The sequence below is a fragment of the Thauera aminoaromatica S2 genome (assembly GCF_000310185.1).
GTDB lineage: Bacteria > Pseudomonadota > Gammaproteobacteria > Burkholderiales > Rhodocyclaceae > Thauera > Thauera aminoaromatica.
In genome coordinates this window covers 25982-40229 of sequence record NZ_AMXD01000019.1, presented here as the reverse complement: position 1 = coordinate 40229, position 14248 = coordinate 25982, and the positions used below count along the sequence as shown (strand labels likewise).

The window sequence follows — 14248 nt, the reverse complement described above, 5'->3', positions numbered from 1 at the left end:
GGCGGCAGCGGCGGCGCCGGCGCGGGCGGCGAGCTCGGCGAGGCCGGCGCCAGCCGTCCCGGCAAGGACAGCAGCCGCCAGGCCCACCGTGTCGAGCGCCAGGAGAAAATGCCGGAAAAGCACGGCATGATCATCCCCTTCCGCGCCGAGAGCCTGCTGTCGGTGGCGGAGTTCATCAAGGTCCAGCGCAGCACCGACGACGAGCCCGACGACAACGCCGCCGACGCCGCCGCCAACCTCGACCACCTGTCGATCACCCGCGACGGCGAGCGCGTCGCCTCCAAGGTGCGCTTCGACCTCGACCTGCCCTCGGCTGCCGAGGACGACGTCGTGCTCGGCGACGGCATCCCGCTGCCCGAGTGGGACTACCGCAAGAACCTGCTGCTCGAGGACCACGTCCGCCTCGCCGAGCTCACCCCCTCGATCCACGACCCGCGCGCCGCCCCCTGCGCCCTGCCCGAGCACCTGCGCCGCACTGCGCGCCGGCTGCACCGCCAGTTCGCCGCGCTCACTCCGGGCAGACGCTGGCTCAAGGCGCAGGTCGACGGCACCGAGCTCGACCTCGACGCGGTGGTGCGCGCCGCCACCGACCGCGCCACCGGCCACCATCCGTCCGATCAGCTCTACCTCTCGCTCGAGAAGCGCGAGCGCGACCTCGCCTGCCTGGCGCTGGCCGATCTGTCGCTGTCGACCGATTCCTGGGTCTCCTCCGAGGCGCGTGTGATCGACGTCATCCGCGACTCGCTGCTGCTCTTCGGCGAAGCCCTGCTCGCCACCGGCGACAGCTTCGCGCTATGCGGCTTCTCCTCGGTCAAGCGCAGCAACGTGCGCTTCCACCGCCTCAAGGACTTCGACCAGCGCTTCGACGACCGCGCGCGCGGCCGCATCATGGCGATCAAGCCGGGCTACTACACCCGCCTGGGCGCGGCGATCCGCCACGCCACCACGATCCTCGACCGCCAGCGCGCCGCACGCCGCATCCTGCTGATCCTGTCCGACGGCAAACCCAACGACCTCGATCTCTACGACGGCCGCTACGGCATCGAGGACACCCGCGTCGCCGTCGTCGAGGCACGCAACCGCGGTGTGGTGCCGTTCTGCGTTACCATCGACCGCGAAGGCGCAAGCTACCTGCCGCACCTCTTCGGTCCGGCCGGCTACGCGGTGATCCGCCAACCCGACGAGTTGCCCGCACGCCTGCCCATGTTCTATGCCCAGCTCACCCGCTGAAGCCATGCCTCGTAACGCCACCCCGGTCGGGGAAAGACCTGTCCGGATCGATTCCTCCCCCGCCAGCCCGGTCACGGAGATCGACCGCCTGTGCCGGTTGCTCGCGCGCGCGCCGCTTTTCAACGGCCTCGCCTGCGAGGATATCGTCCGCTTCGCGCGTGGTGTGCGCGAGGTACGGGTCGCGCGCGGCGAGATCCTGTTCCATCGCGGCGACCCCTGCCACGGCTTCCACCTCATCCTCGACGGCCAGATCAAGCTCGCCTTCACCTCGGCCGAGGGCAACGAGAAGGTGGTCGACATCCTCTACGCCGGACGCAGCTTCGGCGAGGCGGTGATGTTCATGGAAAAGCCCTACGTCGTGATGGCGCAGGCACTGACCGACGCCACCCTGCTGCACATCGGCAAGCAGATCTTCTTCGAGGAAATGTCGGGCGATCCCTTGTTCTGCCGCAAGATCATCGCCGGCCTGGCCCAGCGACTGCATCTGCTGATGGCCGACGTCGAGAGCTACTCGCTGCGTTCGGGTCGCGACCGCGTGGTGGGCTATCTGCTGCGCGAAGAGGAGCGTGACGGCGACGGGGTGGCCGAAGGCTCGGTGTCGTTGCGCCTGCCCACCAGCAAGGGCACGATCGCCTCGCGGCTCAACCTCACCCAGGAACACTTCTCCCGCATCCTCAGCGAACTCACCAGCGCAGGCCTCATCCAGGTCGAAGGCCGCACCATCCACATCCCCGACATCGGCCGCCTGCGCCGAAGCCTGGGTTGAGGGTCACGCCTTTCAGCGCGTCAAACCCGCACCCACGCTTCCGGAACGTCGCAATCGCGTCTCGCATCGCTCCTGCAGGGCGATCCTTGAGCCGTCGTGAATGTCCGGGCGATGCAAAAGGGGCCCGCAGGCCCCTTTCCTGTTTGTGGGCGCCCCGCAAGCGCTCAACCCTCCTTGCCGTCCACCCGCGCATACCAGAGGTAAGGGGCGTAGCGCCACAGGTAGAGCAGGAAGGCGATCGACCACAGCGTGGCGGCCGCATGCACGCCGCCGAACTGTGCGGCCGGGAAGAAGCCCACGGTCAGCACCCGCACCAGCGCGGCGATCAGCACCAGGGCGTAGGCCGCGGTCTCGATGCGACCGGCGATCAGCATGCGGCCGGTGTGGCCGAGCGCGGTGCGGGTAATCATGCCGATGATCAGGCCGCCGGTCGCGCCGATGGCCAGGGCATGGACTCCGGCCGAGCGCGGCAGCACGCCGAACTGGGTAAGCGCGAGCAGCGCCAGGCCGAGCGGAATCCACAGATAGGCCAGTTGCAGCACCCACAGGATGGGATGGCCGCGCGTCGCCCAAGGGTTCCAGCCGCCTAGCCGCACCGCCTGCAGAACGGCTGCGATCAACGACACCACACCCGCCCAGCCTCCGGCACCCAGCGCCCACAGCAGCAGCGCGATACCGGTGGCGATCGCCGCCGCCCAGTCGACCTTCACGTTGCGCCACTGCTTGACGCCACGTACCGCGTTGAAGATGAACATCGGGATCACGCGGCCGCCGACGATGGTCTCCAGCACCACCACCAGGCCGAGGGCCAGGTGCATGGCGGTCAGCGGATCGGCCTCGATCACGCCGAGCACGGCGAGGTGGAAGAACAGGTTCGCGAGCGCGAGCATCGCGGGCAGCGCACCGACGAAGTAGTTGCGCTTGCTCTTGGCCTTGATCAGCACCTTCAGCAGCATCCCCGCCGCGACCGGAAGGAAGGCCAGATCGACGATGGCCACCCAGGCTCCGCTGCCGAAGGCCATCGCCAGGCGCCCGGCGAGCCACACCGCGGCGAGCACCATGAGCGGCTTGCCCGTCGGGGTGTCGAGCCCGGTCCAGTTGCGCCCTGCGGTGAACAGGAAGCCGATGATCACCGCCACGGCGAAGCCGAAGATCATCTCATGCGAATGCCACCAGATTCCCGGCATGGGCAGGTCGATCGCGCCCGAGTAGGCCACCGCCCAAACCGGCACCGCGATCGCTGCGAACAGTGCGGCGAGCAGGTAGAAGGGACGAAAGGCGAGCGCCCACAGCGAGAAGGTGTCGGGCGGAATGCGTTTGGTGGTGGGTTCGTCGAGGCGGATCAGCGCCATGTTCGGTTCTCTTTTCTGCTGAACGGGTTGAAGGCGGATGAAGCTGCGCACGGCCGCACACCTGCCCGGCCGGGAGGAATCAGTGGCTGGTGCCTTCCTCGCGCGTGATCTTGTTCCATACGTTGTACTTGCCCACAGGCTTTCTCATCGGCAGGCGCTTGACCTCCTCGAGGGTCCGCGCGTCATAGACGATCACCGCGCCATCGTCCTCCCACAGGCTGGCGAGCGCATGGCGGCCATCGCGGGTGAACTCGACGTGGGCGAGCGTCTTGCCCGGCTCACCGGTGATCTCGCGCACCACCTCCAGCGTCTGCTTGTCGATGACCTGCAGGATGTGCTTGGCCTCCGCGCTCATCATCGAATCGACGAACGCATAGCGGCTGCTGGAGTGGCTGCGCAGGAAGAAGCCCGGGCCGCGGGTGGGGATGCGCTTCACCACCTCCCAGGTCTTCATGTCGATCACGGTGACCTCGCCCGCCTTGAGGTTGGTGCTCGCCATCACCGTGCGCGGCCTGGCGCCCGGACCGGCGGCGGGGTCCTGCCATTCCCAGGTGATGCCAGAGCCCAGGTGCGGCATGCCGTCAAGCGGCAGATTGGCGATCTTCTTGCGCACGTCGAGGTTCACCACCTGTCCGACCCCCTCGCGCGAGGCCCCCATCAGCTCGGAATAGTCCTGGGTGAAGAAGAAGTCGTCGAGCACCTCGGCGAGGATGGTGCGGCGCGGGTTGAGGTAACCGGGAATGAAGCTGCCTTCGCGCTGTGTGTAGTCGTGGATGTAGCTGACCGGGATGTCCTCGACCGCCTTGGTGTAGCTGATCTCCCACACCTCGCCGACGTCCTTGAGCGCGGCGATGAAGGACTGGCGCGGCGTGGCGTCGTACACCGCCGACACCCGCGAGCTCTTCTTGCCGTCGCGGTCCATCGCCGGGATGGTCTTGACCAGGTTCAGCTCGCCGTCGAGCAGCACCAGCGTGTTGGGGAGGTAGTTGGCCACCGCGACGTGGGTGCCGTCGGGCGATGCGGCGACGTTGCGGGTGTTGATGCCGGCACGCACCTCGGCCACGACCTTCAGGTTCCACAGGTCGAACTTGGTGATCCAGCCGTCGCGCGAGGCGAAGAACACGTAGCGCCCGTTGGCGGCGAACTTGGGCCCGCCATGCAGCGCGAAGCGCGACTGGAAGCGGTGGATCGGCTCGAGCCTGTCGCCGTCGAGCACGCTGACGTGGTGGTCGCCCGCCTCCACCACCAGGAAGAGGTTGAGCGGGTCGGCGTCGAACACCGGCTTGTCGGAAAGGGTCGCGGTGTCGACATGGACGACGCGCGAGGCGCGGATGTCCTCGTCGGTCCAGCGCGGCTCGGGCACCACCGGGGTGTAGATCCACTCGGTGAGCGCGGCGATCTCGTCCTTGCCCAGCTGCGCGGCGAAGCCGGCCATCTGGGTCGCGGGCCGGCCCTCGGCGATCACCTTGGCAGCCTCGCTCTTGCGCAGGCGGCCCAGGTTGTCGGGCAGCAACGCGGGCCCCATCGCTCCGAGGCGATTGGGCGCATGGCAGGCCGCGCAATGCTGCGCGTAGAGCGCGGGTACGTCGATGGCAGCCGGCGACGCCGCTGCCCCGGACGCGGCCCGAGCGACGGCCTTGTCCGGCGAAGCGGCGGCAGGCAAGACGACCAGTGCACCGGCGAGTGCGAACAGGCCGGTCAGGGTCGAGGCGCGGATCTTCATGCGGAAACCTTGTCGATGCGGGTCCAGGGCGTCGTGACGACGCGCTCGGCGCCGTAGTCTGCCGGATTCACGCCGATCTCCTCGTCGTAGAGGTAGCAGGCCGGGTCCTCCGCCCACGGGTTGCCGGTGACCTGCTCCGCGCGCACGCGCGAGCTGCCGTTGCAGATCTCCAGGTACTTGCACGCGCCGCAGCGCCCCTCCAGCTTGCGCGGATGCTGCTTGAGGCCGGCGAGCAGCGGGTTCGACAGGTCGTTCCAGATCTCGCCGAAGGCGCGCTGGCGCACGTTGCCAAGCGGCACGTGCCACCACATGGTGTCCGGGTGCACGATGCCCAGGTTGTCGATGTTGGCGACGTTCACCCCGCTGGCGTTGCCGCCCCACTGGCGCAGCCTGGCCTCGATGTGGGCGGCCTTGTCGGGGAAGCGGCGCTGCACCCAGTGCAGCAGGAAGGGGCCGTCGGCATCGTTGTTGCCGGTGACGAAGTCCTTGTCGATGCCACGCCGGTGCAGGTCGAGACAGGTCTCGAAAAGCAGCTCCATGGCCTCGCGGGTGGTGCGGTGGCGGGCGTCGCCGGCGCGGTTCTTGTTGCCGCGCCCGGCGTAGTTCAGGTGCGAGAAGTAGAACTTGTCGATGGCCTCGTCCTCGACCAGCTTCAACAGCGCGGGCAGGTCGTGGGCGTTGCCCTCGGTCATCGTGTAGCGCACGCCGACCTTGATGCCGCGCTCGCGGCACAGGCGGATGCCGTGCATCGAGGCCTCGAAGGCGCCCTGCTTGCGGCGGAAGTGGTCGTGCGTGGCGCCGATGCCGTCGAGGCTGACGCCGACGTAGTCGAAGCCGATCTCGTCGATCGCATCAATGTTGGATTCGTCGATCAGGGTGCCGTTGGACGACAGGCCGACGTAGAAGCCCATACCCTTGGCGCGGCGGGCGATGTCGAAGATGTCGGGGCGCAGCAGCGGCTCGCCACCGGACAGGATCAGCACCGGCACGCGTGCGTCCTTGAGGTCGTCCATGACCTTGAAGACTTCCTGTGTGTTCAGCTCGCCGGGGAAATCCTTGTCCGCCGAGATCGAGTAGCAGTGCTCGCAGGTGAGGTTGCAGCGCCGGATCAGGTTCCAGATCACCACCGGACCTGGCGGGTTGCGGCGGGGGCCGGCAGGCGTGGGGTGGTCGAGCTCGCGGATGAATTGGGAGATGCGGAACATGGGAGCCTCCTGAATGCTGGCCATTTCACCCGAGGCGCCCGCGAATGAAAATGATGCGCGTCAAGGGTGCCCGGGGCGGGCGCTCGTGCCGGCCGGAAGAGTCGCTTGCCGGATCAGGCGCCGATGCGCAGGCCCGTCTTTTTCAGGATGCCAGACGAGAACAGCACGTCGCGGTTGCGGCAGGCACCAGGAAACTCCGCCGCGATCAGCGCGGCGATCTCTTCCACGCGCGCGAGCGCGGCCTCGTGGCTGGCGGCGTGCACCATCGCGAACAGGTTGTAGGGCCAGTCGGGCAGATGGCGCGGGCGGCGGTAGCAGTGGGTGACGAAGTCGAGCGCACCGACGCGCTCGCCGACCGCGTCGATCACCGCGGCGTCGATGTCCCACACGCTCATGCCATTGGCGGTGTAGCCGATGGCGTAGTGGTTGGGCACCGCGCCGATGCGGCGAATGCGGCCGTCGGCGAGCATGGCGGCGAGGCGCTCGCGCACGCGGCCCTCGGCCACGCCGAGCGTCTCGGCCAGCGCGGCGTAGGGGCGTGGAACCAGCGGCAGGCCGCCCTGGGTGGCGAGCACGAGGCGGCGGTCGAACTCCGCAAGGGCAGCTTCATCCATGCCGGCACCCGCGGCATCCTGCGCATCCGCCCGCGCGAGGGCTCCGTTCCCGGACATGCCTTGCACCATCAGGCCTCCAGCCTCATCTCGACGAAGTACTCGCGTTCCTTGGGGAACAGATGCACCACCAAGCCGGTAGCGGCCTCGATGCGGCGCGCGCAGTCGGCGATGCCCTCCGGCGTCTCGGTGGCGAGCACGAACCACATGTTGAGCGCGTGCTCGCGGCGGTAGTTGTGCGCGACCTCGGGGAAGGCATTGACCGCCTCCACCGCGCTCGTCCACTGCGCCTCGGGCACCGCGATCGCGGCCAGGCAGAAGGCGCCGCCCATGCGCTCGATCTGGTACATCGGCCCGAAACGGGTCAGCACGCGGTCGTCGAGCAGCGACTGCAGGCGCGCGATCACCTCGTCCTCCGCCAGGCCGAGCAGGACGCCGACCTCGGCAAAGGGGCGCTCGGAGAGCGGGAACTCGCCCTGGATGGCATTGATCAGGCGACGGTCGGTGTCGTCGGGCGCACGCTTCGCGGCCACGCCACGACGGCCGACCGACGCGGCCGGCTGGGCTTCAGACATGGGCGAGATCCTTGGCGTCGAGATAGCGCGCGCCGGTCTGCTTGAAACGCCGGCAACTGAACAGCACCGCGTGCGGATGGCGGTCGAGGCCGAGGCGCGCGGCGAGATCCGCCCGCGCGGCCAGCACCTCCTCGCGCGCGCTGCCGTGGATCATGCAGAACAGGTTGTACGGCCAGCCGGGCAGCACGCGGCGGCGGCGGTAGCACAGCGTGACCGCCGCCTCCTGCGCGAGCCGGCGACCAAGCCCGGAGACCTCGGCGTCGGGGACGTCCCACACGCACATGGCGTTCGCCTCGAGGCCGAGCTCATGGTGGCGCACGACCACGCCGAAGCGGCGGATCAAGCCCTCGTCCACCCAGCGCGCGATGCAGGCGATCACCTCGCCCTCGGTGAGGCCGACGCGCGCCGCCAGCGTGGCGAAGGGCCGCGCCTCAAGCACCAGGCCGCCCTGCAGCGCGCCGATCAGCTTGCGTTCGAGCGCAGGCAACGCGCAGCCGCCGTCGGCGTCGCCCCGTGCGATCGGCTCGTCGCTGCGCGCGTCGGCATGCGGTCGCCGCCCCTCCCCGCCCGCCTTGAGGTCGAAGCCCAGGTCGATGTGGAACTCTTCTTCCAGCGGCAGCACGATGACCGCACAGCCGGTGTCGCGCTCGATGCCGGCGACCACCTCTTCGAGTTGCGCACGCGAGGCCGCGGTGACCACGAACCAGAGGTTGTAGCGATGCTCGCGCTGGTAGTTGTGGTTGATCGCCGGCTCGCGCGTGACGCGCGCGGCGACCTCCTCCAGGCGCTCCGGCGGCGCGGCCAGGGCCGCGAGTGCGCTCGCACCCAGGCGACGCGGGGCGAACACCGCGCCCACCCGGCTCACCAGGCCTTGCGCGCTCAGGTCGCGGTAGGCCGCGATGACGTCTTCCTCGGCGGCGCCCACCGCCTGCGCGATGCGTGCGAAAGGTCGCGGCTCGAGCGGGAAGTCGCGCTGCCACTCGTTGAGCAGGCGGAAGCCGGTGGCGTCGAGCGCCGCGGGCAAGATGGCCTGGCGCGGCATCAGAAGCCCGTGCGCGCGGCGCGCGTGGTGAAGAAGATGCCGCTCGGGCTCGCCGACTCGAAGCCGCCGATCGGCTGCTTGCTGGCGGTGTCGTAGATCACGACCTTGTTGTCGTCGCGCGCCGACAGCCAGATCTCGTGGCCCTTGGAGAGGAACTCCATGTGCAGGATGCCGCGGCCCGGCTGCAGGGTGTCGGTGACCTTGCCGGAGACGGTGTCGATGACCTGCACCCAGCCGTTGTCGGGGAAGGCGAAGTTCACCCAGATCTCGCGCCCGTCGGGGCGCGCCATGGCGAACACCGGCTGGCTCTTCACCTGGATGCGATCGACCTCCTGCCAGGTGGCGGTGTCGACCACCAGCACCTCGTGGCGACCGATGGCGGGCAGGTAGGCCCGATTGCCGGCGATCGACCAGCCGCGCAGGTGGGGCATCTTGAACACCGGCAGGGGCTGCTCGCCACGACCGTAGCCGGAGAGGATCTTGCGGCTGCCCTTGTCGAGGTTCCACAGGTCGATCAGGGCAAGGCCGTCCTCGCCGAACAGGCCGGCGATGTAGTACCGGCCATCGGGCGTGACCAGTGCATCGTAGGGCTGCTTGCCGCCGGCAAAACGCCGGGTCAGCGGATTCTTCGGGTCGGAGAAGTCGGTGATGCGAATCTCGCCCGCCTCGAACAGCGAATAGATGAAGCGCTTGCCCGAGAGGTCGGCGAGGCCCACCACCTTGGAGCGGGTGCCGTCGTCCGTGGTCGCAGGCACATCGGCGACGAGCTCGAGCGTGTTGGCGTCGAAGGCCTTGATGCCGCCCGGTTCGTAGTTCTGCACCACCACCAGGCTGCCGTCGTGCGAGATCGAGCCGCCGATCGCATTGCCCGCCTGGACCTTGCGGCCGACGATCCGGCGCGCCAGCAGATCGACCTTGGTCAGCCCGCCGTCGCGCCCGAACACGAAGGCGTAGCGGCCATCGCGCGAGAAAACCACCGAGGCGTGGGAGAGATCGCCCAGGCCATCCACGGTGGCCAGCACGCTGCGGCCAGTGGTCTCGATCACCTTGACCTTGCCGTCGGCACGCTCGATCACCACGCCGAGGTCGCCGGTGCCGCGCACGGCGACCGGCGGCACGCTCGAACAGGCCGACAGCAGCACGACCATGGCGGAGAGGACCACGCCCCATAGGGCGGGCGGTGCGAGACGAACTTCACGGCAAGACATGGGAGCTCCGGGAACTTGGGGTGGCGGAGGGCCACCGGGAAGACTGCCGTCCGCACTCGCCAACAGGGGCGTGGCACGGGGGCCGTACGACGGACGGCGATGGTTCAGTTGCGCGCGGGGGCCTGCGGCAGGCCGGCATCGGCGGGAAAACCGCGCATCAGCCAATACACGATCCACTCCGCCTCGGCTTCGGAGAGGATGGACTGGAAAGGCGGCATCGGCGTCCCCGGACGGCCACCGACGATGGTGGCCACAAGGCCCTCGGCCGGCTTGTCGGCAAGCGCCTCGGCGGTCAGTGCGGGGCCGAGCCCGCCCTTGAAGGTCAGGCCATGACAGGAACCGCAATCCTGGCGGACGATGTGGACCAGTTCGCGCGCACGCGCCGGAGCGGGCTCGACCGGGACGTGCCCGGAGGCTGCGGCATAAGCGGAGACGAGCGCTGCGCCGAGGAAGACGACGGCGTGGGCGAGGAGTGGCGGAATCTTCATGCTGGCATCCGACGGTAAGGCATCGGTGAAGAGCATGGGGCCTCGACCGGGTCGAAACCTTGACTCGCATCAACCTCGAAGGGCGAGGGGTCTCCGCCGCACCCGCTGCATCCGCTCACGCACCCTTTCCACCTCGACCGCCCGGGCCCACGAGCGAAATCCGTCGGCGAGCCACGCGCGCATCATTCGGCGACGATCACCACGCCGAGCATTTCCGGATGCGGTCCGCAGCGGTACTCGAAGCGCCCGGCCTCCGGGAAGGCGCGCGACCACTTCTCGCCGGGAAAAAAGCGCTCCGACTCCTCGTTGCGGCCGATCAGCAGCACCGAATGACTCACCCGCTTTTCGTTATTTATCCAGGTCACGGTGTCGCCACGCTTGATGCGCAACTCCATCGGCGAAAAGGCGTATTTCTCCACCACGACCTGATGTTCGGCGGCTTGCGCCGGAACGGCCGCGGAAAGCCCGATTGCGACCGCGAACAGACTTGCCGGAACGAGTCTGGCGTTCATGGAAATCTCCCGTTTCATGCCCACGCGACCACGCAGTCGCGATGGATCCATCGCAAAGGACAACGGCGGAAGCCCCGGGTTCGCCGGATGCTTCCGCCGTATCGAACACCGCCCAGGGGCATGGGCGGGATCGGACCGGATTACTGCTTGGCCGCCTTGATGTGGCCGTCGGTGTCGAGGCCGAGCTTGTAGCCGAGCGAAACGTGGTGGAATCGACCCGCCGCGTTGTCGTCGTGGATCGCGAAGCCGAAGTTGTAGGCCTTGCCCGACTCGAGCTTCACGTCACCGTCGCCCGCAGCGAGTTTGCGGGTGAACACCACCGACCAGTTGTCGCCGTCCTTCTTGCCTTCGGCGCTGACCAGGGCGTTGCCGCCTTCCATCACGCGCTTTTCGGCGACGTAGCCGTTGTAGCCCTTGTTCTCGCCGCTGCGCCACTGGTAGAGGTCGTAGAACTTACCCTCGGCGACCGAGCCGCCCTTGACGTACTTCGTCTTGGCGTCGTCCGCACCGGGCATGGTGCGCGAATCGGTGTGGCAGGTCGCCCAGCAACCCGCCTGGTCGGCGAGTTCGACCTTGCCGCCAGACTCGAGCATGAACGCGATCTTGACCGGGTTCTTCTCGTCCATCTTCGCCCCACCCGAGGCGGCCGGCTGCTTCCAGGAGAAGCGGATGTAGAGGTTCTCGCCGTCGTGCGCGGCCTGCACCTTCACCGGAATGAAGGCGGCCTTGCCGGGGATCGGACTGGGCTCGATCTTCTGGCCGCTGGCCATTTTCTTGCCCATGTCACCCGCTTCGTCGCTGTGGCAGTCGGCACAGGTCTCGCCCTTCTTGAGCGCGCGCGCGCCACCGTGCTCGGTACCCTTCTGGATCCACTCCAGCGGCGACACGCCGGGGTAGAAGGCGGTGATGTCCTTGCCCTGGACCTTGCTCCAGTCGGGCGCGGCTGCGAGCGCGCTACCCGTACCGATAGCCAGGAGAGCACCGACGGCGCCGGCAATCAGGTTCTTCTTCATCGTCATATCCTCGCTGTGCTTGGGTTGGCCTGTGATGCACGAGGGATCTTACTCCTCGTCCGCCTCGGTCATGCCTGCCGGCTTATTGTGGGAAATGCCCTTGTGGCAGTCGATGCAGGTCATGTTGTCTTCCTTCGCAATCTCGTGCTGCTTGCGCGCGCGCTGCCGTTGAACCTCGGGATTCATGCTCTCGAGGCTGTGGCAGTTGCGGCATTCGCGCGAGTCCACCGCCTTCATCCGCTTCCACTCGTTGCGCGCCAGCTCCAGGCGCTTGGCCTCGAACTTCTCGCGCGTGTCGATGGTGCCGACCATCTTGCCCCACAGCTCCTTGGACGCCTGAACCTTGCGGATCATCTTGTGCGTCCACTCTTTCGGAACATGGCAGTCCGGGCAGGTCGCGCGCACCCCGGTCCGGTTGCTGTAGTGGATCGTCTGCTTGTACTCCTGGTACACGTTGTCATACATCTCGTGGCAGGAAATACAGAACTTCTCGGTGTTCGTGGCCTCCAGCGCGGTGTTGAAGCCGCCCCAGAACAGCACGCCCACAATGAATCCGACAGCCAACAGGCCGCCCAGCGACTTGGCGGAAGGGCGGCGCAGGCGTGCCCACAGGCCGCCCGAATTTTCTTGTTTGGAGTTGTCGCTGTTTCGATCAGACATGGAACTCTTCCCCTCGATCCCCCGCGCCAGGGGCGCGGGGGTTTTTCAGAGCTTGACCGGAAGATCGATCAATAGACGTCGTGCATCGTGTTGTACACGTTGAACTTGCCGGTCGGCGTGACGATCGCCGGGTCGGTGATCACCTTCTTGACCTTCAGCGTCTTGTCGTCGTAGATCACGATCGCGGACTGGTCGGTCTTGCCGCCCCACAGCGAGATCCACACTTCGTCGCCAGCCTCGTTGTACTCCGGCTGCACGGCGCGGCGGATCGCCTTGCTCTCGGGCAGGCCCGAGTCCTTGGCGACGTTGAGGGCGACGGGTGCCTTCGACAGGTCGTTCATGTCGAACACGTACACCGACTCGGCCACTTCACGCTCCGGGTTCATCGGCGCATCCGCCCAGAAGTGCTTGGACTTCGGGTGCGTCTTGACGAACAGGTTGCCGGCGCCCGGCATCTTCAGCTGTTCGACGACCTTCCAGTTGTACTCCTTGTACTTGGAGAACTTGGGATCGTCGGAAGCCGTCGAGATCAGCGAGACCACGGCGTCGCCGAGGTGGCCGGTCGACCACACCGGACCGAACTTGGGATGGACGAAGTTGGCGCCGCGCCCCGGGTGCGGGATCTTGGCGGTGTCGACCAGCGCGGCCAGCTTGCCTTCCTTGGTGTCGACCGCGGCGACCTTGTTGGACGCGTTGGCGGCGACCATGAAGTAGCGCTTCGACATGTCCCAGCCGCCATCGTGCAGGAACTTGGCGGACTCGATCGCGATGCTCTTCAGGTTCTTGATGTCGGAGTAATCGACCAGCAGGATCTGGCCGGTTTCCTTGACGTTGACCACCCACTCCGGCTTCGTCATCGAGGCCACGATGGAGGCCACGCGCGGCTCGGGGTGATAGTCGCCATCGACGGTGTTGCCACGGGTCGACACGATCTTCATCGGCTCGAGCGTCTCGCCGTCCATGATCGAGTACTGGGGCGGCCAGTAGGTGCCACCGATCAGGTACTTGTCCTCGTAGCCCTTGAACTTGGAGGTATCGACCGAACGGGCATCCGAACCCAGGCGCACGGTGGCGACCGTGGTGGGCTCTTCGTAGAACATGTCGATGATGGTGGTCAGGCCGTCACGACCGACGGTGTAGACGTAGCGGCCCGAAGCCGACAGGCGGGAGATGTGCACCGCGTAGCCGGTATCGAGGATCTTCCAGATCTTGTGGGTGTCGCCGTCGACCAGCGCGAGCTTGCCCGCGTCGCGCAGCGTGATCGCGAACACGTTCTTCAGGTTGACCTTGTTCATCTGCTTGGTCGGACGGTCCTTGACGGGGACCAGCAGCTTCCAGCTGTCCTTCATGTCCTTGAGCGAGAACTCGGGCGGGATCGGAGGCGTGTTCTGGATGTAACGCGCCATCAGGTTGATCTCTTCCTTGGTCAGGATGTCATCGTAGTTGACCATGCCGCCTTCGGTGCCGTACGAGATGATCTTCTCGAGGCGCTCGGTGCCGAGCTTGAGGGTGCCGCCCTCCAGCTTGGTGCCGTCCGGAGCGGTCTTGGTCCAGTGCGGCTCGAGGTTCTTGCCGGTGGCGCCCTTGCGCAGCACGCCGTGGCAACCTGCGCAGCGCTCGAAGTAGATCTGCTTGCCTTTTTCCATCTCCTCGGCGGTCAGCTTGGGCGCTTCCTGGGCCCAGGCGCTGCTCATCGCGAGGGACAGCACCCCCATGGCAAACGCCGATCCGATCAAACCTTTCTTTTGCATAGCCCTCTCCTTACACGACACGGGATGTGAAACAACATTGCGACGGCAGTATGGTTTTTCCGGGGCAGGCCCATCCTTGATGTGAATTAATTTTCCACACCAGCGCCGAGGA

14 protein-coding genes are annotated in these 14248 nt (G+C 67.3%); 2 read left to right on the top strand and 12 right to left on the bottom strand.

Annotated elements, in window-relative coordinates:
* Both C665_RS05255 and C665_RS05250 read left to right on the top strand, forming a co-directional pair.
* Positions 1-1230: nitric oxide reductase activation protein NorD (locus C665_RS05255; protein ID WP_004301762.1), on the top strand; the 1230-nt coding region annotated here is incomplete at its 5' end.
* A gap of 4 nt (positions 1231-1234) precedes the next feature.
* Positions 1235-1996, top strand: coding sequence for a Crp/Fnr family transcriptional regulator (locus C665_RS05250; protein WP_012585574.1), 762 nt, complete (start codon positions 1235-1237; stop codon positions 1994-1996).
* A gap of 164 nt (positions 1997-2160) precedes the next feature.
* Here the strand turns inward: C665_RS05250 and C665_RS05245 are convergent, their stop codons facing one another.
* From C665_RS05245 to C665_RS05190, 12 genes are all read right to left on the bottom strand, one after another.
* On the bottom strand, positions 2161-3348 hold the full coding sequence (locus C665_RS05245; RefSeq protein ID WP_004301758.1) for an NnrS family protein: 1188 nt from the start codon (positions 3346-3348) through the stop codon (positions 2161-2163).
* Between the two features lie 79 nt (positions 3349-3427).
* Positions 3428-5071, bottom strand: a complete 1644-nt coding sequence (locus C665_RS05240; protein WP_004301755.1) for a cytochrome D1 domain-containing protein — start codon at positions 5069-5071, stop codon at positions 3428-3430.
* The gene (nirJ, locus tag C665_RS05235) at positions 5068-6276 is read right to left on the bottom strand and encodes a heme d1 biosynthesis radical SAM protein NirJ (RefSeq protein WP_004301753.1); all 1209 of its coding nucleotides are present in this window, start codon (positions 6274-6276) and stop codon (positions 5068-5070) included. Before nirJ ends, C665_RS05240 begins: the two co-directional genes overlap by 4 nt.
* A 113-nt stretch (positions 6277-6389) precedes the next feature.
* Positions 6390-6890, bottom strand: a complete 501-nt coding sequence (gene ahbB, locus C665_RS05230; RefSeq protein ID WP_231570786.1) for a siroheme decarboxylase subunit beta — start codon at positions 6888-6890, stop codon at positions 6390-6392.
* 68 nt (positions 6891-6958) lie between these two features.
* Complete coding sequence (locus C665_RS05225) at positions 6959-7462, bottom strand: Lrp/AsnC family transcriptional regulator (RefSeq protein WP_004301749.1); 504 nt, start codon at positions 7460-7462, stop codon at positions 6959-6961.
* On the bottom strand, positions 7455-8504 hold the full coding sequence (gene ahbB, locus C665_RS05220; protein ID WP_004301747.1) for a siroheme decarboxylase subunit beta: 1050 nt from the start codon (positions 8502-8504) through the stop codon (positions 7455-7457). The genes C665_RS05225 and ahbB (C665_RS05220) overlap by 8 nt, the downstream gene beginning before the upstream one ends.
* A complete protein-coding gene (locus tag C665_RS05215) occupies positions 8504-9712 on the bottom strand; it encodes a cytochrome D1 domain-containing protein (RefSeq protein ID WP_012585575.1) in 1209 nt (402 codons plus the stop codon). The genes ahbB (C665_RS05220) and C665_RS05215 overlap by 1 nt, the downstream gene beginning before the upstream one ends.
* A 104-nt stretch (positions 9713-9816) precedes the next feature.
* Positions 9817-10200 (bottom strand): c-type cytochrome, encoded by a 384-nt coding sequence (locus C665_RS05210; RefSeq protein ID WP_040828605.1) that lies wholly within the window; start codon positions 10198-10200, stop codon positions 9817-9819.
* A gap of 182 nt (positions 10201-10382) precedes the next feature.
* Positions 10383-10712 carry a cupredoxin domain-containing protein gene (locus C665_RS05205; protein WP_004301741.1) on the bottom strand — a complete coding sequence of 110 codons (330 nt, stop codon included), beginning with the start codon at positions 10710-10712 and terminating at the stop codon, positions 10383-10385.
* Positions 10713-10852: 140 nt separating this feature from the next.
* Positions 10853-11731 (bottom strand): ethylbenzene dehydrogenase-related protein, encoded by an 879-nt coding sequence (locus C665_RS05200; RefSeq protein ID WP_004301739.1) that lies wholly within the window; start codon positions 11729-11731, stop codon positions 10853-10855.
* A 42-nt stretch (positions 11732-11773) separates the two neighbouring features.
* Positions 11774-12385, bottom strand: a complete 612-nt coding sequence (locus tag C665_RS05195; RefSeq protein WP_004301738.1) for a NapC/NirT family cytochrome c — start codon at positions 12383-12385, stop codon at positions 11774-11776.
* A 68-nt stretch (positions 12386-12453) separates the two neighbouring features.
* On the bottom strand, positions 12454-14136 hold the full coding sequence (locus C665_RS05190) for a cytochrome D1 domain-containing protein (protein WP_004301737.1): 1683 nt from the start codon (positions 14134-14136) through the stop codon (positions 12454-12456).
* Positions 14137-14248: the final 112 nt, after the last annotated feature.

Coding starts and splice junctions, on each gene's coding strand:
- ahbB (WP_004301747.1), bottom strand. CDS start 8,504: ATGCCGCGCCAGGCCATCTTGCCCGCGGCGCTCGACGCCACCGGCTTC.
- C665_RS05225 (WP_004301749.1), bottom strand. CDS start 7,462: ATGTCTGAAGCCCAGCCGGCCGCGTCGGTCGGCCGTCGTGGCGTGGCC.
- C665_RS05190 (WP_004301737.1), bottom strand. CDS start 14,136: ATGCAAAAGAAAGGTTTGATCGGATCGGCGTTTGCCATGGGGGTGCTG.
- C665_RS05195 (WP_004301738.1), bottom strand. CDS start 12,385: ATGTCTGATCGAAACAGCGACAACTCCAAACAAGAAAATTCGGGCGGC.
- C665_RS05205 (WP_004301741.1), bottom strand. CDS start 10,712: ATGAACGCCAGACTCGTTCCGGCAAGTCTGTTCGCGGTCGCAATCGGG.
- C665_RS05250 (WP_012585574.1), top strand. CDS start 1,235: ATGCCTCGTAACGCCACCCCGGTCGGGGAAAGACCTGTCCGGATCGAT.
- C665_RS05245 (WP_004301758.1), bottom strand. CDS start 3,348: ATGGCGCTGATCCGCCTCGACGAACCCACCACCAAACGCATTCCGCCC.
- ahbB (WP_231570786.1), bottom strand. CDS start 6,890: ATGGATGAAGCTGCCCTTGCGGAGTTCGACCGCCGCCTCGTGCTCGCC.
- C665_RS05200 (WP_004301739.1), bottom strand. CDS start 11,731: ATGACGATGAAGAAGAACCTGATTGCCGGCGCCGTCGGTGCTCTCCTG.
- C665_RS05240 (WP_004301755.1), bottom strand. CDS start 5,071: ATGAAGATCCGCGCCTCGACCCTGACCGGCCTGTTCGCACTCGCCGGT.
- C665_RS05210 (WP_040828605.1), bottom strand. CDS start 10,200: ATGAAGATTCCGCCACTCCTCGCCCACGCCGTCGTCTTCCTCGGCGCA.
- C665_RS05215 (WP_012585575.1), bottom strand. CDS start 9,712: ATGTCTTGCCGTGAAGTTCGTCTCGCACCGCCCGCCCTATGGGGCGTG.
- nirJ (WP_004301753.1), bottom strand. CDS start 6,276: ATGTTCCGCATCTCCCAATTCATCCGCGAGCTCGACCACCCCACGCCT.